The sequence below is a fragment of the Paenibacillus sp. GQ49 genome (assembly GCF_059759055.1).
Genome location: NZ_JCAXEL010000015.1, coordinates 83,251 through 107,311, shown reverse-complemented (window position 1 = coordinate 107,311; position 24,061 = coordinate 83,251). Strand labels below are relative to the sequence as shown.

Genomic DNA, 24,061 nt, shown 5'->3' with positions numbered 1-24,061 from the left:
GAGTGTAGGCAAACCTACATGAGCACCGGACTCCGAAGGTGAACGCAAGATTCGATGTCGAGTTAGCTTCGTGGTCTACTTCGTGATCAATTGGAGACTTTTTGAATAACCTCTATACGCTTGTGATCAATCTGAACGTGTGTGTGATCGGTGCCGCACTGGTTGTAGCGGATTGTGGCAGATCCACAAGAAGTCCGTCTTCTGTCTGCTGATACGAAAGTACGTCATCGCTACCGACGAGTTCGATCCGCTCTACCTTTTCCAGATAAGGAATGATTAACTGTGGTTGTACCGTCTCATTCTCGTTTCGGTATAACCGGAAGGCATATACGGTGTTGATCTCTTCTTTCTGTGTGAAAGCCCAATCTTTCGTAAAATATGGTCCGCAGATCCGGGTTCCATAGACGCCTTCTCCATGAGTACCCAACCATTCACCGAGGCCCTTGATGCCTCGAATTGCCCCTTTTGGCAGACGCCCATCGGGTTGTGGTCCTACATTCAGCGCCAGGTTACCGCCCTTGGACACCACTTCAAGTAGAATATGTGCCAGCTGTCTTCCCGTTTTATACTGATCATCGAATCCAAAAGCAAAGGAGTTCCCCACGGTAATACAGCTCTCCCATGGAATGTTCATCGGATGTTCCGGTATGGTCTGCTCGGGGGTAACGATATTCTCATACGGTCCACCGACGGTGCGATCTGCGGACAGGAGCCAAGGTTGTGTGGTCTTACGCGCCCGTTCCACAACTTCTCCAAGCCTGATATCCTGACCATTGCGACCTTCGCGCACCCAGCCGGCATCCAGCCACAGACATTCGATTCGCCCGTAATTCGTCAACAGCTCCATGATCTGCTCATGTGTGAACTCCACGAATTTCTCCCACAGCCACGGATACTTATGAGGATCATACGAAGGCCCGCGCCACATATGACGTCCACGCTCCATGCCCGGTGCCCAGTAATACGGGGTATGCCAGTCCGCTTTGGAGAAATACGCTGAGATGCCCAGTCCTTTGACCCGAAAAGCGTCAAACAGTGCTCGGCAAATGTCTGCATACTTATGGGTATGAAAAGGCGTGTCCTTGCCCGTAATCCGGTAATCCGTCGTCTTGGTATCCCACATGCAGAAACCGTCATGGTGCTTGGTGGTAAACAGGAAATATTTGAACCCGTTATCTGCCGCCATCTGTGCCCATTCCTCGGGCTGGAAGCGAATCGGATTGAAGGTTTTGTTCAGATCGAAATATTCCCGTTTGAAGTCTTCCATATCATCCGTCCAGTCGATGTCATCGCGCGACCAATCGCCGTCCTCATCGCTCAGCGCCCAGGATTCCACGAGACCAAGCTGGGAATACGGCCCCCAGTGCATCATCAGCCCCAGCTTCTGATCCTTGAACCACTCCAGCCGCTCATTCAGCAATGGATCTTCCGGTTTGATCCACTCTTCCTCTTTGCTAAAATTGTGCACGCCGGCTTCGACAATCTGCTCTTCCTGCTCCAGTACGGTTTCTTTGGTTTCGCTCATCCTGTTTCATCTCCTCTAGATTTCAATGTCAAACGCTGAACACATAGGTTTACACTCGGCCACTGCGCTGCCAGAATAATCTTCCGATCGCTGTTATCCCCAGATTTTTGTGATTATTTCCCTCGAGGGGAAATCCGGGGATAAAGGCGAGCGCTCCGCTTCTTCAGATTTTTTCTGCCCTCTCCGTTATCGTGTAAACGTTTAGTTCAACTAAGAAGGACATCGTAAATCCTGTCATTTTTAGTGTAGTAGGATCTTCCGAAGCTTTTAGCTTGTTACTTCGGATTGGTTCTGCACTCTCCGTTTTGGCGCAAACGGTAAGTCTCTATAGGATGCGTCTTCAACTTCAGTCAGGGAAGATATATGATGATGGATGTCAGCGCGTTTATAACGTCTCGAAATCCAAGCGGCTGATCCTGGCAAATGGGTAGATAATTTTCTAAGGAACACAGGGCGTCTTATTTAACCTTTTGATCCTCTTTTTAAATTGTAAGGAACATCAGACACGTTATTTTCCGAAATTAGGTGGTAAAAACGCTGTAAACTGCTGCTTATTCTGATATAGCATGTGTCAGGTTCCTTAGATTTCTGCCAGCGCTTCGAATCCTTGAATAAGACGCCTCAGATTCGTTAACGCTCGCCCCCTACTCTGCTCCAACGACGAGCGGAGAGGACAACTTCGAGTCTCGCCCGGAGCGGAGCTTTCATTGAAAAGGAGCAAATTGCTCATAACTTTCAATTCCACAGGGGTAGTAATGTATCAACGTAGCGTAACAACGCTATGCAATGCTCCTTTTACAGCGTGATTTCGCGGCCCTGACGGGCTGATTCGTAGATGGCGCAGAGCATTTTCATCACTTCGACGCCGTCTTCGACGGGACTAAGTGTTTCTTTGCGGCCCTGTGTACTATCTATAAAATGGTTGATTTCATTGCGGAACGAACCCATAAAATCGAATGATTTGAAATCCACCTGTGGGGTCATGTTCAAAATGGTGTTGAATTTCTCGCCAATGATCGAAATTTCCGGCTCCAGCTCGGCACCGCCTTTGTCGCCATATAGCTTGACCGAAGTCTCATCTGCTTTGGCATGAATTGTGAAACTGACATCCACGAGCAGGCTTGCACCGTTCTCGAAACGAATCAGGGCATTCGCCATGTCCTCAACAGTGTTCTGCTCCGCGTCATAGTCGGCTGCTTTGTAGAACGACAGATTGTTAATGTTCGAGCGGTTCCCCAAACGGTTGGACACGTTAGCCGAGACGGATTTCACCTTTGGTCTGCCCATCAGATACCAGCAAATGTCGATCACATGCACCCCGATATCGATTAGTGGCCCGCCGCCGGAGCGGTTGATATCCGAGAACCAGCCACCCGGATTGCCCAAACGACGCAGGCTGGAGGCCTTAGCATAATAGATCTCACCCAGCTCACCCTCGTCGATGAACTTCTTCAGAATCTGTGCATTGTTGCTATAGCGGCGAACAAAACCGACCTGAAGCAGCTTTCCGCTGCGATGAACCGCCTTCTCTACTTCGAGGGCATCCTCCACCGTTTGGCAGAGTGGTTTCTCACACAGCACGTTTTTGCCCGCGTCCAGAGCAGCAATACTAATCTCGGCATGGGAGTCGTTCCATGTACAGATGCTGACGGAATGGATCTCGGGCAGTGCGAGCAGTTCCTTATAATCGGTAAACACATGAGGTGCATTATATTGCTTCGCCACTTCTGTGGCACGTGCTTCATTCAGGTCACAGATAGCATATATTTCAACGTCCGGGTTACTGGCATAGGCTTGCAAATGGCAATCGGATATGGATCCGGCACCGATGACGGCGACTTTCAATTTGGACATAGTGCTGATTCCTCCATAAATAAAATAATTGACGTCCAGCGGGTAGACGTTCCGATTGCGAATCGTTCTTCCGATCGCTCTTATCCCCAGATTTCTTCAATCCCCTTTTTGCAATGGGGAAATCCGGTGATAAAGGCGAACACTTCGTTTCTTCAGAATCGATTTCGCCCCTCCACTACTTTTCCTGACTGAATTAACTTTCCGTTTGAGCCATACGTAACTATTCATATTTCATTTAAAAAAAGTACTCAGCCCTATGCCTCTTCCCATAGGCGGCGGACATTATCCATGGCAATGCGTGAGGCGGTTTTGCAATCCTCCATGCCTTCAAATTCAACCGAGATATATCCTTCATACCTGGATTGTTTCAACACACGGAATACCTCAGGCATGTCGATATCGCCATGGCCCACAATGGCACCGCGCAGGTAATTGCCATGCGAGGTTTGGAACCAGCCTTCACCGGGGTTCCGGTAGGAAGGTCTCCAGTAGAAGTCTTTGGCGTGCACAATCGACGCGTATGGAATGTTATTTTTTACGGCACTCACCGGATCTTCGTCCACACAGAGGAAATTGCCGACATCCAGTGTGGTTCTGAAGTTAGCCCGTGCCGTTTCGTGTAACAAACGCTGAATTCGTTCACTCGACTGCACATAGTACCCATGGTTCTCCACGCTTGTTGTAATTCCAAAATCCGCTGCATAATCGGCTATCCGCTGACAAGCCTTCACCAGTACCGGCAGGTCGATCTCGAACTGGGCTACAGTTCCTTCTGATGCAGGGCGGAAAGCCACGTCATGACGCATCAGTTTCACACCCAATGCAGCAGCCACATCCACATGTCGCATCACATTTTGGATCTCTTGCTCCAACGCTTCGGCGTCTTCCTGCACAGCAAAGTTAGCGCCGATGGCATAATTGGAAATTTCGATCCCGACCTCGTTTGCCACAGCTTTAATCTCATCAATCAACTCCGGATTATCGATTAGACTGAATCCCATTGGAACAATCTCCACATGTTCTCCGCCCTGATCAGCAATCCAGCGAATGGCATCCGGCACGGTCAATTCTTTGCGATCTAATGCTTGTTGCAGACTGTAAGTGCTGAGTCCAACTTTCATTTTCCCTCATCCTCTCCTGTAGGACGTGTCTCAAAACTCACTGAAGTGCATCTTTTACCGCCTTTTCGCCCCCTGCTGCGTCACTTTCCCTATGACGTGCCCCGGCACGCCTGCGGAAAATCTCCTTGCTTGGAACGAAAATTCGGCAAAATCTGCGTCCTTCGGAGTTTTCAGACACGCCCTAGTCGATGTCCATACCCAACGTATACCTTTTTCCGGCGAACACGACAATTCTCAATAATCGTTTGGCTATACTATTTTCCTTTTTCTAGCCCAAATCCGGTGTATCCACGAATGTTACTGCCAGATCATCCGTCTGATGAAGCTCGAGTACAGTGATTTCATTCTCACCTTCACGAAGGAGCGGGGCAGGTACATACAGTGTTTTTTGCGGTCCTTTACTCCAGTAGCGTCCCAAATTGAATCCGTTTACAAATACAACCCCCTTGATCCAGCTATCCAGACCCAGAAAAGTATCTCTTACATCCGTGATATTAAACTCTCCTCGATAAAATGCTGGTCCCTGTACTTCATTAACTGTTTCGTTAATTGCTTCGCTAATCACATTACTAAATTGCAAACCCGACAGATCGGTTAATGGCAGACAATGAATCGTCCAATCATATAAAAATTGAAAACCATGTCGCACTCCCTCCGTAATGCCCTTCGGATCTCTCAGGTACGGGCCATAGTTGATTCGCCCCATATTTTCAACAAGGATCAATAGATCTGCGCCCTCAGGCGGCACTGCAAAGGAAACCGATAATGCCGTATTCCCCCGTTCCAGCACGCCCTGAAATTGCTCATCAACAAACACAAGCGCACGGTCACGCACCTCCTGAACCACCAGTTCCTGTTGCTCCCTGGGCCCGGATATTCGGGTTTGATAACAAATAAATCCATAATCCTGACCCAGCTTCTCCATCGGTTCCGGATTTGTACGCTGCACCGGGGCTGATATCCGGTCCAACTGGGCCAGTAATGGCGCCTGCTGGGTCAACTCCACCCGTCCATAAGCGATGGTCCCCTTCGATTCTGGCAGCACAAGCTCACCCAAGTCTTCGCCGCTATACTGAGCAATAAGGTTCCTCACCGCATGGAACTTCGCTGTCGGCTCCCCGGATTCACTGAGCAGTGAATCATAGTCGTAACTTGTAATTGTGGGTTCATATTGATCCTTCTGCTGACAGTTCGCCCCATTATAAAATCCAAAGTTCGTTCCACCGTGGAACATATAAAAGTTAACCGAAGCCCCTGCCCGGAGCATCTCCTCAAACACACCAGCCACATCTGAGGCTTCTCGGGTATGATGCGACTCACCCCAGTGATCGAACCAGCCATTCCAATACTCCATGCACATCAAAGGTTCATCGGCCTGATATTCACGCAGCTTGGCGAACGCTCCCTCCGTACCTGATCCAAAATTGACTGTAGCCAGATGCCCTGGCACTGATCCCGCTTGCAGCATGTGGTCTGTCGGGCCGTCCGAGGTAAATAACAACACATCCATACCGCGTTCCACCATGCCATCACGTAAATATCGCAGGTAACTGGCGTCATTCCCGAAGCTACCGTACTCATTTTCAATCTGCATTGCGATGATCGGCCCGCCATTGGTACTAAGAAGGGGGTTTAATTTGGGCAAAAGCACATCATAATAACGATCCACATTCGCCAGAAATTTTGCATCATTACACCGCAGACGAATTTCATCATCGGCAAGCAGCCAGGCAGGTAATCCGCCAAACTCCCACTCGGCACATATATAAGGACTTGGGCGAACAATCACATGCAGACCCACATCTCCCGCAGTGCGAATAAAACGTTCCAGATCAGCCATGCCTTCAAAACAATACTGCCCCGGCTGCGGCTCATGAACATTCCACGCCACATACGTCTCCACCGTATTGAAACCGCAGGCTTTCAGCTTGAGTAACCGATCCTCCCAATAGTTGGGGACCACTCTGAAATAATGGATGGCACCCGACAAAATCCGAATGAGCTCGCCATCATACATAAATTGTGAACCTCTATACGTCAGCACGGCCATTCTACGGCCCTCCCCGCTCGCTCAGATATATGCCTAACCCGGACAACGTAGGGCACCATCTGGATTCATGAATGCTTAAACGCATCTTTCTCGATGTGACCTGTGGGAAACAGCAAATTCGCTTATACCCCACCACCGTCCCCTTGTAAAACTCTTCCCAACCACCATCTGCCGTCTGTGACTCCAGTGTAAAACGCTCAATCCGTTGGCCTGTCTGGATATGTTCCATCAGCACCACCCGGTCAAACGATCGTTCTTCCTGCAAATCCAGCTCGATCCAAGCCTGCTCCGTTCCTTCGTGAGGACACCAATACGTATCCCGTCGTTCCGTCAGCACTTCCGATACAGCATGTTGTTCATCCATCGTCTGCGATGCTTTTACCAGCGCCTGCAAGGCGAAATTTTCCTGAAAAATGGTGCGCAGCGAATCTCCCAATTCCTGTAGTCGCTCCACATCCGTTTCGTGAATGAGACCACGTGTATCCGGTGGCAGATTGAGTAAAAAGGTGGCGTTGCCCCCCACTGCGCCGTAATAGACGGCGAGCAGTTCTTCCAATGTTTTGACCTGATCATCTTCACTGGCATGATAGAACCATCCCGGGCGAATCGAGGTATTCACCTCGGCAGGGTACCAGATCAGTTGCTCACCTTGGGAACGAATGACCTCTCGGCTTCCCAAATCACTGTCCTGCGTATTGATCCTTGTGGCGAACTCACCATCATCCACCTGTTGCGATTGCTCCTGAATTTTCTCATTATCCTGCATATGCGCTGGCACAACGCTCCATTCCGATTTCCGCGTATGCCCAGCCTCATTGCCACACCAGCGAACATCCGGGCCACATACCGAGATGACAGCTTTGGGCTGAAGTTCACGAATAAGCGCATAATAGGCGTCCCAGTCATAGACCTGCCTTTTGCCATTCGGACCCTCACCACATGCACCATCAAACCATACACAGAAGATGTCGCCATAATTCGTGAGCAACTCGCGCAACTGATGGAGGAAAAACTGGTTATACCTCTCAGAATCTCCATAAGTGGCTTCATGCCGATCCCAAGGAGACAGGTACACGCCAAACTTCAATCCGCCCTCACGGCAGGCATCGGCGACTTCCCGAACCAAATCCCCCGTCCCGTTCCTCCACGGACTAGCCGCGACCGTATGCGCTGTAAACTGACTTGGCCACAAACAAAATCCATCGTGATGCTTACATGTCAAAATCAGCCCCTTCATCCCCGCAGCCTTGCACGCCTGCACCCATTGCGCTGCGCTCAGTTCAGAAGGATTGAAAATTGACGGGTCTTCCTCCCCAGTGCCCCATTCCTGATCCGTAAATGTATTTACCGTAAAATGAATAAACGCGTAGAACTCCATCTCCTGCCACCTCAACTGGCGTTCCGATGGGCTGACTTGTGCTACGGACTTAATCCATTCGGCTGATTGCAGTTCATAATTCATGGCGTATCACTCCTTTTATTTAGCGCATCCCTATATCATTGGACCACCCTTGCTTGGACCGCTACTCAGTGCACTACTGTCCATGAAATGGCTGTGATGCAAGCAATAACTGCTGCTTGGCTTCTTCAACCAAATGTGGATCAATGGGATAATTAAAGCTGCCTTTGTACCTCACGCCTGATCCCATATGGATTTCCGTGATACCCGTCTGACTCACTAGCGTTTGAATTCCCTCTATGGTGACCCCCGACCCTGCCATGACAGTGATGTTCAAGGTTTGCCCCAATTGCTGAAGTTGTTTCAGTTCCAGTATGGCTTCAGGCGCTGTCTGTTTCCCTCCCGATGTAAGTACACGCTCTACGTTGCCCAATGTGTTAATGGCCTTGAGCGCCTCAGTCAAGCTTGTGCTCACATCAATTGCACGATGAAACGTAACGCCCAAACCCTGAGCCTCGGCCATACATGATTGCAAGGATATGAGGTCGACTTCACCATTTCCGGTGAGGGCACCGATCACAATGCCAGCGGCTCCAAGTTCCCTCGCCACGCGTACATCCCGGGTCATGGCGTGGATGTCATCTGCGCTATAGCGGAACGAGCGGCTATGCGGACGGATCATGACATACACTGGGATGGAGACTTGAGAGAGTACTTGCTTCATGACACCATAACTGGGGGTAAACCCTCCTTCGGACATCGCAGACACCAGCTCAATCCGATCAGCCCCTCCCTCTTCAGCTGCTCTGGCATCTGCCGCATCTACAGCGATGACTTCCAATATAGGCTGTCTTTTCATAAGGATCGCTCCCTTCACTTCTTCGTTGAATATTACAGCGTATTAAGGTGATCATCAGCAGGACATTATGTCGTAAGTAGATACTTCCGAGATTGCAATCCCGTATTCTCACCCAACCCTCGCAACGTTAACCAGTATTGATACACATCTCTCGAACTGCACACAGCCTGATCCATGACATAAAGGACCGACTGAACGCTTCGTCAGCGCTCCTGCGGTCCTTCTTCATCATTATGGGCGACGGTCAGCTTCCCAGATCGCAATCTGCAAAGACTGACCTTCATGAACGATATATGGTTTGTCGGTAATGATCTTCATGATTGGATTCTCCTTTGGGGACCGGAATGGGCTAGCAAATAGAGAGCGCAACGGATTTCATCACTTCATCTAATGAATTTTGTTATTTTTGTTATTTATAATGTTATTATTTATTAGCAATAGTCTAAAACGTTAGGATCAGAACGTCAATACAAAAAAAGACACCCGGAGGATGTCTTCGTGTCTTGGATAACCTTCTGGTTATCCGAGCTTTTTCTATTTTCTACGCCGAGCCTTCGTCATTCGATTAAACATAATCAGTGCAGCAATAATCATAGCTATCATGGCAATATTACTCGCCACTTCTTGTGATAGTCCGAAAAGAACCCCCAGGTTAGTCACCAGGCCTCTCACAATCAGCGCCACCACAACCAGCAGGATTGGACTCAAAAAATTATAATTTCTCATTCCTCGCAACACCCCTGACCCCATTGTTCAGAACTACGAATCTCATAACACTATCATAACAGTAGCTATTCTGTGTTACAACAAAGGACACCCGCGTACAGTGTCCTTTGTCATATACCAACGTATTCTGTTTTGGATTACAGAACAACCTTTCGATTGCTCTTATCACCTGATATTTCCGATTATCTTCTACACCTGTTTGAATTCGATCCAGTCAATCTGGAGGCCTGGTTTCGTGAAGTCCAGTTTCAATTCATATAGTCCTGCTTCAAGATCTACTTTGACAAGCTTCTGTCTGATCCATTTGCCTTCCGTACCATTTGTTTGGATAGTGGTTACCAACTGATCATTTAGGAGCAGGTTACATGCACTTTGAGCGAGTTCCGGCTCAGGGGACATGATCTGTACGATAATCCGGTAATGGCCTGCCTCGTCCACTTTCATGTAGACCGGTTCAGCTGTCGCAGGTTTCACCTGTGCGTTCTCAACCAGATCCTGAGCTTGTGCAGAAGATAGGGAGGCATTCGCTTGGAACGAAGCGACGTTCTCCACGATCTCGTGTTTTCTGCCGGACACCGGTGCATTCATGATGAACTTGCAGATGTTAATCGCGGAACGTTGCAGTTCTCCGCGCGTAAGTGTTCCATTTTCCAAGGATTCAATCGTGTTATCGTCCCAGCCATTAATCTCTGCGCCGTAGTTCGGTACAACCATGTAGAGATCATTCTGCGCACGAATCATCCAGTTGGTGTATTTGCGATCAGCCTCTCCACCTTCGGTCACATCGTTCATAATCGCCCACCAGTCGGTCATTACGATTCCCTCGAAATTCCATTCGCCACGCAAAATCGTGGTGTTCAGGTCGTAGTTGGATGCTGCCCAGTGTCCGTTAACCGGGTTGTAGGAGGTCATGATGGAGTTTGCTCCGCCCTCTTTGACTGCGATTTCGAACCCTTTCAGGTAAATTTCACGCAGTGCGCGCTCAGAGACAACGGCATCTACTTTGCTACGGTGTTTCTCCTGGTTGTTGCAGGCAAAGTGTTTCAGTGTGGCATTGGAACCACCCTTCATGATACCTTTCGTACATGCTGCGGCAAATACACCCGAGATTAGCGGATCTTCGGAGAAGTACTCAAAGTTCCGGCCATTGAGCGGACTCCGACGGATATTGAGTCCAGGTCCGAGCAGGGTATCCACCTGATTTCTCAGCAATTCCTGTCCTTCCATCACATACAACTCTTCAACAAGATCCTTGTTCCATGTCGCCGCAAGCAACGTACCAATGGATACCTGTGTTGCCTTCTCGCCACTATCCATACGAATACCGGACGGGCCATCTGCCGTACATGCTACCGGAATACCGTAGTTAAACAGGCTGTCGCTGACACCACCAAATGCAGATGCCGTCCCCGAAGTAACGAGCGGACTGCTCATGCCTTCGCCACGGACAATCGCCGCCAGATCCTGATCACTCAGTTGAGCGATGAAGGTTTCCAGACTCACTTTGCCAGCCTTAACGTCACTCAGCTTGTGGCCCTGATTACCTGTCTGCTCCAGCGTTTGCGGGAGATTCTGCTCAATCCGGTTTGCCATGGATATCTTACGTTTCGGTACTTCTGCATAAGTCAGTTCATAAGATCCATCTTCCTTGCGTGAACCTGGTTTCATCCGTGTAAAATCTTCAGTTGGGGCCATCGCTTCTTGCAGTTGCTCCACCAATTGAAGAGATTCAATACTATAGCCATCCTGGCCATCAATGCTGATATGCTGCACTTGTTTCACACTGGTTCCTACATGCAGTCGGTATGTGCCTTCTTCCAATACGTACGCGGAAGCAAAACCTGTAACACCCGCATCATCATAGGATGCCATGGCATGGATCGGGAAGCTGATCGTCAGAAGTTCTGACTCGCCCGGCTGCAACAATCCTGTTTTGCCAAAAGCCACCAAAGCCTTCACCGGTTGTCCCAGTTTGCCTTGTGGTGCTTCATAGTAGACCTGCACAACCTCTTTGCCCGCATATGTTGTGCCTGAGTTGGTCACATTTACACGAACTTCAATGTAGGTTTCACCGTCTTTGAACACTGATTTTGCTTCTTCGTGCTGGGCCAAAAACGTCGTATAAGACAGGCCGTAACCGAATTCAAACTGAACGCGCTCAGGTCGAAACGTTTCGAAATAACGATAACCTACATAGATATCTTCCTGATACAGGTTCTTGAACTCATTGCCGTAGTTGCTGGTCGAAGGGTAATCTTCAATGGAATATGCAATCGTATCTGTCAGTTTACCGCTTGGTGTAACGTCCCCCGCCAGCACATCAGCAATCGCGTTGCCACCCTCCATACCGCCATGCCAGGAGTAAATTACACCTTCGATCGGATGTAGATACGTTTCGTTTAGCCAGCTCATGTCGATGATATTTGAGACATTCAACACAACGATCGTGTGTTCAAACTGCGAAGTAACTTGCTTCAACATCGCTTTCTCATCTTCTGTCAGTTGGTAACTTCCTGGCGCATCCGCATTATCCTGGTCTTCTCCTGCTGTACGTCCAATAACGATAATGGCTTTGCTAGACTTGCTTCTGGCCTGTGCAACCAGTTCATCCGTCAAAGGCATTTCTTTCTGATTCCATGGCTCGGCCGCCCATACTTTTCCGCCATCATCAAATGGATTTTCCTCAATCCACTTCTCATAGACAGCTGCTAGCTCTTCATTGACCGTTATATTCTTCTTGCTGCGCAGACCATCCAATAGATTCGTTGTATAAGCCACATGTACACTACCGCCTGAACCTGTACCGCTGCGATAATAATTGACTTGAATTCGACCAAAAACTGAAACGTTTTCGTTTTCACGAAGTGGAAGCACTTGGCCTTCATTTCTGACTAAAACGGCTCCTTCTGCGGCAACCGTACGACTAAACTCTGCAAACCCTTCCAATGGAACTCCGATTTGATGTGTGCTCAATGATTTCCCTCCTGATTGTCATCCCCATCTCTACGAACGAATAAGACCATTCAATATGATCTGGTAGATTCACTTGTACATAGTCTCATATTAACAGATTCTATAGAAGAAATTAAATTAGATTTGTGCTTTTGAGAAGAAATTACCCTAACGTCAAAAGTTGTAGACACAATTACGCGGTTCCACGATGTAAGAACACGCTCATTCAATCAATTATTCGTTAAGAATACAATGATTCAAGGATAATATTTAGGGAATTATTTCCGATAAACGTATGGATAATATCTCCCATTTTGTTGAACTAAAAGGCTTTTGTGGTATACTAGTGATATCAACAAATTAGGAGCGTACTGTGCTCACCAGGGTTGCAACCCTTGGTTCCACTCCGCAGTGGACTTTAAATAAGATGCGGAATAGAGTATTTAGTTGCATAACACACGGTAATACGGAATATACTATATTTGGACCCCTAGGGTCACTGGGGAAGGCGACCCCTAGTTCCACTCCGCGGTGGACTTTAAATAAGACGCGGAACAGAGCTTTTAGTCGCCACCATATTGTAATTGTGAAGGCGCGGGTTCTATCTACCTAGCGTCTTTTTTAGTTTGCAAATAGAAATTGTGAGGGAACCTATATGCTCGAAAGGATATCACATGTCCAGGACTTACACTCACTAGATGTAAAACCAAGAATAGATCAGATTAACCTAAAATTGCTCCTCGACTATTACATCAGCTATCTATTACCTTATCGATTTACATACCATTTGGAAGATGGCTCCATACTCCACTTAGATTTTAACAAAGAAAACTTTTGTCATTTTGTAGGCTTACAGAGTATTGTCAATAAAACTTTGAAGGAACGCGCAGCTTCAAAATATAGGGGCATGCCAGGTTTCAATGGTGTAATGAACGGTATAATTACGTTTGAAGATTTAAAGAAGAAAAACAAGGGTGGATTCAATAGTGTAAAAAGTAAATTAGTTAATTTCCATCTCATTCCCAAGCTACTTATGTCTTCAACACAAGTCGTTTACTACACTCAACCTGTTAATAATATTAATTGTGCCCTATTGATATTTGATGTGTATCACAATGCCTATATCCATCTTGGAATAGATAAAATAGTGGAAGGAACATATGTAGCAAGAACGTTTCTTATCGAACCGATAACACAAAAAAATTCGGGCACTACTTTCATTGATGGTCAAAAAGGACCCATACCCATTGTTAAAACTTTAAAAACGTTAAGACCGTATATACACAAGTAACAGCCTCTACAGCTATCACCATCACTGAATCATCAGATAACTGTTAATGGTGGTTCATCTGGGATCGATTTCAGGTATAAACTAAATAACCGTTCTCCGGTCTACTACTGGAAAACGGTTATTTAGTTTGTTTTGCTACCTAGAAGGTTATAGAATTCCTTTTATATATCAAGTTGTAAGTTTCGCATATACCAGGAAGAATAACATCTCTTCGCCCATGATGACATAACCCGGAACCCGATAGATCAGATCCACAAGGACAAATGCCACCAGCAACCCTACCATCACCGCCAGATGACGTGGCCGGAGTCGTAGATGTGCGTGTCTGTAACGATGGAACACAAGTGATGTCGACAAGAAATATAGCAGCGTTGATCCAAACACAAACCCTAGCATGAACACATAGTTTAACTGATTTTGATATAACAGCTGAATTGAAGCAGCGATCATGCTCATGGAGATGTAGATGAACAGATGGCCGTATATGATCGCTTGCCCGGCTGTCTGAATCTCTTTGCTAACCTTTTTCTCCACGTTGTCGAAGTATTGCCACCACATCGCAATGACAAAGATGGACGTAAAGGCTGCAAACAAGATGGATTTCATATCCCAATGATCTGCTTGCAGCACAGCGATAATGCTTACCACCGATTCACCAAGCAGGATAAGTGTAAAGAGTGCGAAACGTTCCAACAAGTGATGGGTCTGAACGGGCACTTTCACCAGATTTTTGCGTCCGATCAATGGAAGTACGATGTCCACGGCAATCCCCGCATACAAAATCACGTAGCGCAGCCAGGAATCGAAAAACAGTGAACCCGATGAGATCAAGATCCCAATAAGGAAACAGATACCCAAGTAACGAGCGGCTTGCTGCTGATGCTCGCCTTTTGACTTGTGAGCCGTCAGATACTGAATCGCCGTAAATGCCCGTGAGCCGATATATCCAACGAAGAAGGACAGGTAGTATTGGTCAAAATGGGTAGAGAGACTCGCCGTCATGACCATAACGGACAGAAGCTGAAGGATGAGGAATATTCGATGGATGAGGATATCTTGACCATAGCGGTTAATAAACAAGGTCTGACCAACCCATGCCCACCAAACAGGGATAAAAATAAGCACAAACTTCATTAGATATTCAAACGTAATTACTCCGTGTTCGGCATGCAACAAGACATGACCCGCTTTGGCGACCGCTGCTACGAAGAGCAGATCGTAAAACAGCTCCAGCCAGGTAACCTTTTTCTCCATCATCCTTCGTTGCTCCTTTAGGTTTTCTCATAATCTAACGTCAGCTATATAAGTTGAACTAAAGCTGATTCACACATACACTCCGATGACAGAATAACCCTCCAATCGCTGTTATCCCCAGATTTTTTTGATTCCCTTTTCCTAAGGGAAAATCCGGGGATAACGTACGCTTCCGATGTAGCTTTCTTTCAGAAAGCTTTTAGGCGATCGCTTCGCTTTTTCAGGTTTTTTCTAGAACTCTTATTAATTCGCAGCTGTAGCAGGTGCGAGCGTTCTTACCACGATTGGTTGCAGGTTGTCCTCAATTTGAGGGCGGTATTTCTCAAACCACTCTGGCAACATCAATTTTTGTCCAAGTGAATCAGCAGGTTCATCTTTGGCAAAACCCGGAGGATCTGTAGCAATTTCGAACAGAATGCCGCCAGCTTCTCTGAAGTAGATTGCGTTAAAGTACTGACGATCCCGAACTGGAGTTGGTTGGTACCCATACTCGCGTACAGCTTCACTCCACTGTGCATGCTCCTCATCGTCTTTGGCACGCCATGCAATATGGTGCACGGTTCCTGCGCCGCCCATACCCAGAGGTATACGGGTCACTGGAACATCTACGACATTACCGATATCCCCGCTGGACCGGAAACGAGCATATTCTTCATTTTCACTCACTCTGACAAATCCCAAAATTTTCTCAAGAGCATCCATCGTTCTTTGCGGGTTAACACTGAACAGGACAGCACCACCGAAGCCTTTGATTGCTTTATCTGTTGGAATCCCCTCGTGCGCCCAAGTGCTGGTTGCTCCCTCTTCCCGTTCAACAAGCTCAAGCCGCAGGCCTTCGCCATCTTCGAATTGAAGCAGGTCTTCATTGAAGCGACTTGTTTTGGTTACCTCAATGTTATACTGTTCCAGCCGATTCTGCCAGAAGCCAATCGACCCAGGAGGAATGACATAGGAAGTGATGCCGACCTGACCTCCACCAATTTTCCCCCGTGGTGATCCAGCGGATGGGAAGAAGGTAATGATGGTACCTGGGCTTCCGTGCTCATCGCCAAAATACAGATGATATACATCAGGTGCATCGAAGTTGATTGTTTTTTTCACAAGACGAAGTCCCAGAACTCCGGCATAAAAATCAACGTTGGCCTGTGGATCTCCTGCGAAAGCTGTAATATGGTGAATACCTGTTGTTTGAATAGTCATGATTAATTCCTCCTTGGTTTGGTAAGCTTGTTTTGAATTGAGTAGGTGTTAGAGATAGTTGAGATAGTAGATTTATAGTAAGTTTGTATTATCTTTAAATTAAGATATATGATCTAGCGAATTATATTTTAGTTGTTATTTTGATTAGCCTGTTCTTGTTTCAATTTATCAGGAGTCACGTCATCGCCGTTTGGATCATAGATGGTAGCATTCAGCAGAATGTCGTTGACCGAACCGCGAAAAGTTTGCAGATATTCTTGGCGAAGACGAACCTGTTCCTCTTTCTCCATCTCCGTCAATCCGCCCTCTTTGGCTTTTCTTGAAAGTTCATTTATTCTGGTCAATGTTGGGATCATCATCTTGATCTCTCCTTGTCTAATGGATTAAAGATATTTGTTTTGGTTGATATTTATATTTAAATTAAATATCTTAAGTTAAAGATAAATGATTTGTGATCGGTTGTCAACTCTTTTATCTAAACTAAAATAAATGAACCCGTTCCTCTGCTCTACGCCATTTTGCTTTAACTATGAATCCAAAAACAAAAAAAGGGCTAGCTCCGCAGTAATTCACTTACTACGAACCTAGTCCTTCATGTATTGATTTAATTAGCCCAGCTTATGACCACAATTCGGACAGAAGTTGGCTCCTTCATTTTTGGCTCCACAGTTCGGGCAGAAGTTTGGCTTCTTGTTGCCTTCTGTCGATGAAGAGTTACCTGAATCACCATTGCTATTTCCCGCTGGCTTCTGGTCAGCATTCTGATTCTGAGACGAACCCGCATTATTGTTCTGGTTCTGGCCTTGGTTCTGATTCATGTTTTTCATCATTTCATTGGCCATATTCATACCCATCATCATACCCGCCATATCCGAGGCAGCGCCGCCGCCCTGTACTTTACCGGATGAGATGCCGTCTGTCATGCTGACCTGTTGATACTTTTGCAGATTACCAATCATCTCATGCGAAGCGGTCTTTGTAATCATATCCTGAATCTCTTTTGGATAGTTGAAACTCATCACTTGGAAACCGGTAATCCCAATACCGATGTCTATCATCTGCATATCCAGATCTTCCTGAATACCTTTGGCAATATCCGATGCGTTGGCCTGCAGGTTGAACATATCCTTCCCTTCGCGGCTAATCCACTTCATCAGAAGCTGATCCAGCACGGAAGTGATTCGGATTTTGACATCCTCCACCAGATAACTCTGCTTGATCCCTGCAATCTTATCAATCAGGGTGACATAGTCACTTACTTTAAAATTAAATGTACCGTTCGCCCGAATCGGCATCCCGCCCGGCAGTTGTGGTGTTGGAATCAACACCGGACTTTGTGTGCCCCACCGCACGGTGAACTCTTTTGTATTTACAAACAAGACTTCGACCCGCATGCCGCTGTTGAATCCGAATTTGAACCCTTTTAATGTAGAAAGGAATGGAATGATCTCGGAATCGATATTAAATGATCCTTCGTCCTCGAAAATGCCTTCCACTTTACCGTTATTCAGGAAAATGGCGTCCTGACCGGAACGGATGATGAGTTTACTCCCCTTCTTGATCTCCCGGTTGCTCCACTTCCAAAATATCATGTCATCTCTGAACTCTTCCCATTCCACCACATTCGAAAATTGATTTCTGAAAAATCCCATACTCGTTCCCATCCCTTCTATTTAACATAATTCGCAAACTCCGTTACTAAAACGACCCTCTACTTCCACTGTGTGAATGACCGCCTCGGGAGGTACCCCCGCCTCCTCCTCCGCCACCGTTGTTATTGTTCTTCTCGATTTTGCGCTTGGTTACGGTTGTACGGATATAACGATCCTGACGATCAATTACACTGGAATTGCTTGAATCCTCATAAGTCGCACGATTGACCGTGACACGTCCCCCGGAACGATAGGTCATAATACCAACAACAATACCGCCAAGAACTACAGATACTCCCAACTGAAACCAACCGTTGAACAAAATATTGTTTGGATTCACACCAGGTTCATACCCCATATATTTGTAAGAGAGCTCAATATATTTCTCAAATGCGAGTTTATAATCCCCATTGGACAATTCAGAGGTAATTCGGGTACGGATAGCATCAAGCCGCTGATCGTCCAGATACTCTTTTGCCTTATAAAATCCAGCCAGATACACTTCGCGATTATTCATATCCATCGTCAATATGACAGCATTACCAAATTTCTTATCGTACCCTAACCCCTGCTCATCATAAAAATCTTCCGTTAAGAGCATAACATCCTGATTCTCAACATTATTTGTTGTATAGATAACAAAGTCCGTCTGCCGTTCCGCGCCATACTGATTCGCAAGTAGATTCAGTTCACTTATCTCCTGCTCACTCAGCAGGTTAGCCTCATCGTAGATGAGATTTTTGCTCTCCGCTGCGGATGCCGATGATATGGGAATCAACGGAGCCACAAGGGTTATCATAAGTAAAATGAGCGTAGCCATCACGCCCAGAGGGGTTCTTTTTCTCATAAGAATCCACCTCCCATCATCCAGGAAACCAGCTTCAGTGACAACAACGAGACTGCAGAGACTCCTGCGAACCATCCTGCCACTTTAGCTTTGCTGATCGGCGGTTTACCGACCACTTTCCCTGTCTGACCATTCATGGCAAAGGTATACTGTGCCCGATTGTAGTCATAGTTGACCATCCACACCGGGAGCAGCACATAGTCTGCATTTTTGAGCGTGGTATCAATCTGTTTGTCCGTGTAGCTCACGCTGGTATATCCGGATACGGTTGAAGCAATATACGAATCAATGTACGATCTCGTTTTATCCTTGGCCCGTGGAAAAAGTTCCTCGTCCGTATAACTGTATTTTTCCGCAATGTACCCCGCCAGATACGGGGTCTTGAACAATTTCAGCTGATTATATGGAAATGGCTCCAGCTTATCCATCAGTTCATCCTTCATTTTCTCCGATGCATCGATGGGCAGGTTCACGTAATTCAGCCGAATCCGGCGGTATATATCGAAATGCTGTGTTTCCGTGTAATGGTAGTCGCCCTGGGTGTAGGATCTGACCTTGGTGCCACGACCATGCACTTCGATTTTGTTATGTAACTCGTACAACCAGAACGGCACGTACATGCCAGTAATGCTCTGAATCCGATCGGCGGACATGAAGCCACTTGGCGTCAAAAGGCCGTTTTTGCACCACTTTTTGAAAGCCTGCTTGGCTTGATCCTTGTTGATCGAAAAGGGAATCACCATCGCAGGGGCCAGATTGCCCGTCAGCCGATCACTGAGTACAACCGCTGCACCGCAGAAACTACATGTCGTCGCACTGGTCTCCGGTTCTGTCACGATGTCAGCTCCACAGCTGTTACAGTGGTATTCCTTGACCTCATTTTCGGTAAATACTTGTCTCTTCAAGGGATCGGGGATCTGCTCTATGTTGTCCTGACGGCCGCAGCTGGGACAGGATAATGCACCTGACACACTGTCAAAGATCATGCCACTGCCGCAGTTTGGACATTTATATTCAATAACCGGCATCTGCTCACCTCAATGTTAACGAAATATGATTCTTTTCTGCCCTCTACGTTGTAGTCTATATGTTAAATTCCGTTCTTCAGCTTCTCCTGAATCGCTGCGAGTTCTTCCTCTGCACTTGGCGATGCATTCTCATTATTACCCGCATCTGCGTTCATGTCCCTCTCCAACTGGGCTATTAATTCGTCCAAATCATCTTCCTGTGTCCCAGCACGAAGTTCTGCCAAAGCCTCTGCTTCGTTCAGCGCCTGATTCGCCTTGTCTTCCATGGCCTTCAATGCAGCATCGGCTCTGCCCGCAGATGCATTCCGTTCGTTGGCCTGTTGCTGTGCCTTTGCATCTGCGATGCGACCTTTCAGTTCTGCATGCCTTGCTTCCAGTTGCCCCAGATCTGCAACCAGTTTATCGTTCATATGCTTCATCATCTTGGCTTTGGCAGAAGCACGTTCATAGGCGGCTTGTAATTCGTTCAATTTGTCAGCAAGCTTCAATTTCTTCTCCAGAAAACCACGTGCCTTGTCTTCGTCTCCCGACTCCGCCGATTTTTCCGCATATCGCTGTAACTTCTTGACCTCGGCGCTGCACTCATCCAATGCTCGCTTCGCCCGGCTCTCATCGGACAACACCGCCGTTGTCTCCGCTTTTACCTGACCCAGATCACTGCTCAGACTTCGCATATACTCATTCACGCTTTTCTCCGGGTCTTCCGCCCGAGACAACATGTGGTTCACATTCGCCTTCATCACGTCTCTAAACCTCGATAAGATTCCCATGACTTGTTCCTCCTCCGAAAAGTTCATATGTATACTATAATACATGAATACGCCCACATACGTTTCACATTTCACGATGGCAAGTGGAGTTACTACGATTCAAATCCGTACTATAAAAATGTAATATAAGAAAAGACGAGCACTTATAGTGTCGCCTTATAATCAAAAAAATCACTCATATTATCAGTATCATTGTTCCTCAATCACAGTTCGTTAATGAATTGCATACTTTCATCTGTGATCCGATCTTGATCGGTATTAAGGCTCTCCACCGCTGTGAAAAACACATCCAGTAGCTCGACGTTGTACACTGTACGGATATATTCGGTTATTAACGCCACATCCTCTTCCCTCTGATACTCCAGACATGGACGGCCCTCACTCCACAGCACCCTGCACGTGAACTTCCCGACAACATCCTTAATGATGTGATCCGGCTCAGCTACTTTATGAATCTCTCCCATATGAAATCTCCTCACTTCTCCACACTTAACGTGTGCAATTATCCGTTAATTTTGAAATACATAACAATTCGATTCAGTGTACTTCATCACATTCCACTCGGAGAGTTATCGCGGCATATCACACAGGCATTTTACAGATGTGACAGTGTTGGTTCCCCCATAGGTGCCATTCCTTCGCAAGTTGGCTATAATAAGGGGATCAAAGTTTTCTATAAAGGCAGGAAAAATATGCGTACACGAGTTCACTTTATTGCTCCCTACGAATCGATGATTCCTATTATACAAGAGTGCATTCCTCGCTTTCCCCAGTTAGCCATTCAGACGGACGTGGGCGACTTGGCGAACGGTGTAGAATTAGCAACTCAAGCTGAGAAAAATGGTGCAGAGATTATCATCAGCCGCGGCGGAACCGCCCAACTCATTAAAAAAGCAGTGACCATTCCCGTCATTGATGTGCAGTTATCGGGCTATGATATGATTCGTTCACTTACCCTGGCAAGCCAGTTTAACGGCCAAACAGCCATTGTTGGCTTCTCCAACATCACCTCTGGTGCACAATCGATTATTGATCTGATGGATCTGCCCCTTAAGGTCTATACCATACATAGCTCGGAAGATGTGGCAAGACTCCTCTTGGAGTTGAAAGCTTCCGGGTACCGACAGATTGTCGGAGATGTGATCACCGTCAACACCGCGAAGACCTATGGTCTGGAGGGATTGTTAATCCAATCTGGCCAGGAATCCATCCTTAGAGCGATGGAGGATGCACAGCTGGTCTATCGTTATTTGAGCAAAAATCATGCGATATCGATCATCCTGAATGACCTGGTTACACGGGAACATCCCAATTTACTTATTTTAAATGAACGGAATGAAGTTGTATTCGAGAACCTGACCGATTTTGAGAAAAATCCGCTGACCGATAATCACATATATCTGACCAATACCAGTCTGGAATTCCATCAATCCCACATCCAAAATGTGTTCATGGTGGACGATTACCAGCTCACGGTTAACGCCTATGAAACGACCCTGGACAACAAGAACTACAAGGTGTATATGCTGGAAAAAGGACAACCCTATGCCTTTGCACAATTCGGCATAACAACGTTCACAGATGCATCGATGGAGCCCATCGTTGCCGAATCCCCTGCCATGCAGGCGGTATTACAGAACATTCGGGCACTTTACGAGAATCATGAACCGATCTATCTGCGGGGTGAAGCGGATTCCGGTAAATCTTTTCTGGTCAAACACATTCATCAGATGTACTCCGGTGGTGGACTGTTATTACAGATGGATCTCTCGCAAGTTCCGCCCGGTCATTTGCACAAGATACCACTCGCCAAGGTTAGAAATGTAGAGATTAACCACATGGAAACACGCATGGAAGATCCGGAGTTGCTCGCCTTTATCCAGAGCTGCCTTCAAAATCAGATTGGGGTGTTTATACTCGGGGAACAGATAATGAACCCGCAGTGGTCACTTGATCTGGAGCTCAATACAATTATGATGCCAAATCTTGCGGATAGACCAGAGGATCTGGCTCCACTGATGCAGCATTTCCTGACGGATTACTACCACAAATACGGAACTACTGCGGTGAGGATAAAAGAAGATGCACTACAGCTGATCCGGGATCAGATCACGAATATGAACGTCAACCAGTTGAAACACCTGATCAAGCAGGCTGCACTCAATGAACAGGATTATGTAATTACCACGCCTACCTTGTCCCGCTTGCTGGATCAGCAACCTTCTTCAAGCCCAATGAAGTTGAACGGTACGCTGAAGGAGATTGAGAAGGAAGTTATTCAGTTCGTGCTTCAGGAGGAAAATAACAATCAATCCAAGGCCGCAGAGCGTCTGGGGATTAACCGGGCCACATTATGGCGTAAACTTAAAGATTAACTTTAAGTTTGCGTCTTTTTTATCGCCTTTATGTGTTGCATTTTTAAACAATTAATTATGTATTTAAAATTTACAATAATTTATTGTTGCTATATTAAACGATATGGGATAACATAATCCCTGCAAGCGCTTCATAAAAACGATTACTTCATAAGGAGCTACTACTATGAACATTAAAGCAACTTTAGATCGCATCCCTGGCGGTATGATGGTCGTTCCCCTGTTACTTGGTGCAACCATCAATACATTCTTCCCAAATGCTCTGCGCATTGGCGGATTCACGGAAGCTCTCTTCGTTAACAGTTCCAGTACGTTGATCGCGCTGTTCCTATTGATTGCGGGTACACAGATTACGTTCAAAACAGCGGGCTCATCCGTCGGCAAGGGCGTTACCTTGCTGGTCGTCAAGTGGGCGATCGGTGCAGCACTCGGTCTCGTTGCCATTCTATTTGCTGACTCAAGTGGATTATTCCTGGGTCTTGCCCCACTGGCCATTATTGCAGCAATGACCAACTCGAACGGTGGTTTGTACATTGCACTCGCCGGTCAATACGGCAAAGAAGATGACAAAGCAGCCTATCCGTTCCTCGCACTCAGCGATGGTCCATTCCTAACCATGGTAGCGCTCTCCATCTTCGGTGCGATGGGTTTTGCAAACGGCATGTTTTCCCCTATGGCCTTTGTTGCGGTATTGCTTCCGCTCATCGTTGGTGTCATTATTGGTAATCTGGACCGCAATCTTGCGGAGTGGCTGCACAAAGGCAGCGACAAACTTGTTCCGTTCTTCGCCTTCTCACTGGGTATGGGAATCAACTTCTCGTCGATCATCCAAGGTGGACTTGGTGGAATCATGCTTGGCGTTCTGACCGTTCTTCTCACAGGTGGAATTGGATTTCTGTTGTTCAAAGCCATCGGCTGGAACCCTATCGTTGGTGCTTCCGAAGGTTCTACAGCCGGGAATGCCGTAGGTACACCTGCTGCCATCGTGGCTGCTAATGCTTCATTTGGCCCGATTGCCGAGATTGCTACGGTACAAATTGCAGCGAGCGTTGTAACAACAGCCATCCTGTTGCCAATCTTCATCGGGTTCCTCTCCAAACGACTGGAGAAATCAGGTGGAGTCGAGAAATACAATCAACGACCAACCACATAAATGGT

At 46.9% G+C, this 24,061-nt stretch carries 19 protein-coding genes; 3 read left to right on the top strand and 16 right to left on the bottom strand.

Going from position 1 to position 24,061, the window contains the following annotated elements; genetic code table 11:
- Positions 1-112: 112 nt before the first annotated feature.
- The 8 genes from AC6CIF_RS22685 to AC6CIF_RS22650 form a co-directional block, all read right to left on the bottom strand.
- Positions 113-1,525, bottom strand: coding sequence for an alpha-L-fucosidase (locus AC6CIF_RS22685; RefSeq protein WP_498201638.1), 1,413 nt, complete (start codon positions 1,523-1,525; stop codon positions 113-115).
- 795 nt (positions 1,526-2,320) lie between these two features.
- Positions 2,321-3,379, bottom strand: a complete 1,059-nt coding sequence (locus AC6CIF_RS22680; protein ID WP_498201637.1) for a Gfo/Idh/MocA family protein — start codon at positions 3,377-3,379, stop codon at positions 2,321-2,323.
- A 254-nt stretch (positions 3,380-3,633) separates the two neighbouring features.
- Positions 3,634-4,500, bottom strand: a complete 867-nt coding sequence (locus tag AC6CIF_RS22675) for a sugar phosphate isomerase/epimerase family protein (RefSeq protein WP_498201636.1) — start codon at positions 4,498-4,500, stop codon at positions 3,634-3,636.
- A gap of 268 nt (positions 4,501-4,768) precedes the next feature.
- Positions 4,769-6,550: a glycoside hydrolase family 35 protein gene (locus AC6CIF_RS22670; protein ID WP_498201635.1), complete on the bottom strand. Its 1,782-nt coding sequence runs from the start codon at positions 6,548-6,550 to the stop codon at positions 4,769-4,771.
- A 1-nt stretch (position 6,551) separates the two neighbouring features.
- Positions 6,552-8,012, bottom strand: coding sequence for an alpha-L-fucosidase (locus AC6CIF_RS22665; protein ID WP_498201634.1), 1,461 nt, complete (start codon positions 8,010-8,012; stop codon positions 6,552-6,554).
- 73 nt (positions 8,013-8,085) lie between these two features.
- Entirely contained in the window at positions 8,086-8,808 is a 723-nt protein-coding gene (locus AC6CIF_RS22660) for a copper homeostasis protein CutC (RefSeq protein ID WP_498201633.1), read from the bottom strand.
- Between the two features lie 534 nt (positions 8,809-9,342).
- The gene (locus tag AC6CIF_RS22655; RefSeq protein ID WP_017691199.1) at positions 9,343-9,534 is read right to left on the bottom strand and encodes a hypothetical protein; all 192 of its coding nucleotides are present in this window, start codon (positions 9,532-9,534) and stop codon (positions 9,343-9,345) included.
- 189 nt (positions 9,535-9,723) lie between these two features.
- A complete protein-coding gene (locus AC6CIF_RS22650) occupies positions 9,724-12,507 on the bottom strand; it encodes a glycoside hydrolase family 3 C-terminal domain-containing protein (protein ID WP_498201632.1) in 2,784 nt (927 codons plus the stop codon).
- A 634-nt stretch (positions 12,508-13,141) separates the two neighbouring features.
- Between AC6CIF_RS22650 and AC6CIF_RS22645 the strand changes: the two genes are divergently transcribed.
- The gene (locus AC6CIF_RS22645; protein ID WP_498201631.1) at positions 13,142-13,777 is read left to right on the top strand and encodes a PBECR4 domain-containing protein; all 636 of its coding nucleotides are present in this window, start codon (positions 13,142-13,144) and stop codon (positions 13,775-13,777) included.
- Positions 13,778-13,945: 168 nt separating this feature from the next.
- On the opposite strand, the gene AC6CIF_RS22640 is transcribed toward AC6CIF_RS22645, so the two are convergent.
- The 8 genes from AC6CIF_RS22640 to AC6CIF_RS22605 all read right to left on the bottom strand — a co-directional run bounded on the left by AC6CIF_RS22640 (position 13,946) and on the right by AC6CIF_RS22605 (position 20,992).
- A complete protein-coding gene (locus tag AC6CIF_RS22640; protein WP_498201630.1) occupies positions 13,946-15,034 on the bottom strand; it encodes a low temperature requirement protein A in 1,089 nt (362 codons plus the stop codon).
- A gap of 240 nt (positions 15,035-15,274) precedes the next feature.
- Positions 15,275-16,231, bottom strand: a complete 957-nt coding sequence (locus AC6CIF_RS22635) for a ring-cleaving dioxygenase (protein ID WP_498201629.1) — start codon at positions 16,229-16,231, stop codon at positions 15,275-15,277.
- A 128-nt stretch (positions 16,232-16,359) separates the two neighbouring features.
- Positions 16,360-16,587: a DUF896 domain-containing protein gene (locus AC6CIF_RS22630; RefSeq protein WP_076254330.1), complete on the bottom strand. Its 228-nt coding sequence runs from the start codon at positions 16,585-16,587 to the stop codon at positions 16,360-16,362.
- Between the two features lie 252 nt (positions 16,588-16,839).
- Positions 16,840-17,883, bottom strand: coding sequence for an SPFH domain-containing protein (locus AC6CIF_RS22625; RefSeq protein ID WP_498201628.1), 1,044 nt, complete (start codon positions 17,881-17,883; stop codon positions 16,840-16,842).
- A gap of 46 nt (positions 17,884-17,929) precedes the next feature.
- Complete coding sequence (locus tag AC6CIF_RS22620; protein ID WP_498201627.1) at positions 17,930-18,730, bottom strand: TPM domain-containing protein; 801 nt, start codon at positions 18,728-18,730, stop codon at positions 17,930-17,932.
- Complete coding sequence (locus AC6CIF_RS22615; RefSeq protein ID WP_036616300.1) at positions 18,727-19,758, bottom strand: TFIIB-type zinc ribbon-containing protein; 1,032 nt, start codon at positions 19,756-19,758, stop codon at positions 18,727-18,729. Before AC6CIF_RS22615 ends, AC6CIF_RS22620 begins: the two co-directional genes overlap by 4 nt.
- A 62-nt stretch (positions 19,759-19,820) precedes the next feature.
- On the bottom strand, positions 19,821-20,528 hold the full coding sequence (locus AC6CIF_RS22610) for a PspA/IM30 family protein (protein ID WP_498201626.1): 708 nt from the start codon (positions 20,526-20,528) through the stop codon (positions 19,821-19,823).
- A 203-nt stretch (positions 20,529-20,731) separates the two neighbouring features.
- On the bottom strand, positions 20,732-20,992 hold the full coding sequence (locus AC6CIF_RS22605; protein WP_498201625.1) for a hypothetical protein: 261 nt from the start codon (positions 20,990-20,992) through the stop codon (positions 20,732-20,734).
- A 228-nt stretch (positions 20,993-21,220) separates the two neighbouring features.
- On the opposite strand from AC6CIF_RS22605, the gene AC6CIF_RS22600 reads away from it, so the two are divergent.
- Positions 21,221-22,903: a PrpR N-terminal domain-containing protein gene (locus tag AC6CIF_RS22600; RefSeq protein WP_498201624.1), complete on the top strand. Its 1,683-nt coding sequence runs from the start codon at positions 21,221-21,223 to the stop codon at positions 22,901-22,903.
- 166 nt (positions 22,904-23,069) lie between these two features.
- Positions 23,070-24,056 (top strand): 2-keto-3-deoxygluconate permease, encoded by a 987-nt coding sequence (locus tag AC6CIF_RS22595; RefSeq protein ID WP_169482134.1) that lies wholly within the window; start codon positions 23,070-23,072, stop codon positions 24,054-24,056.
- Positions 24,057-24,061 lie beyond the last annotated feature (5 nt).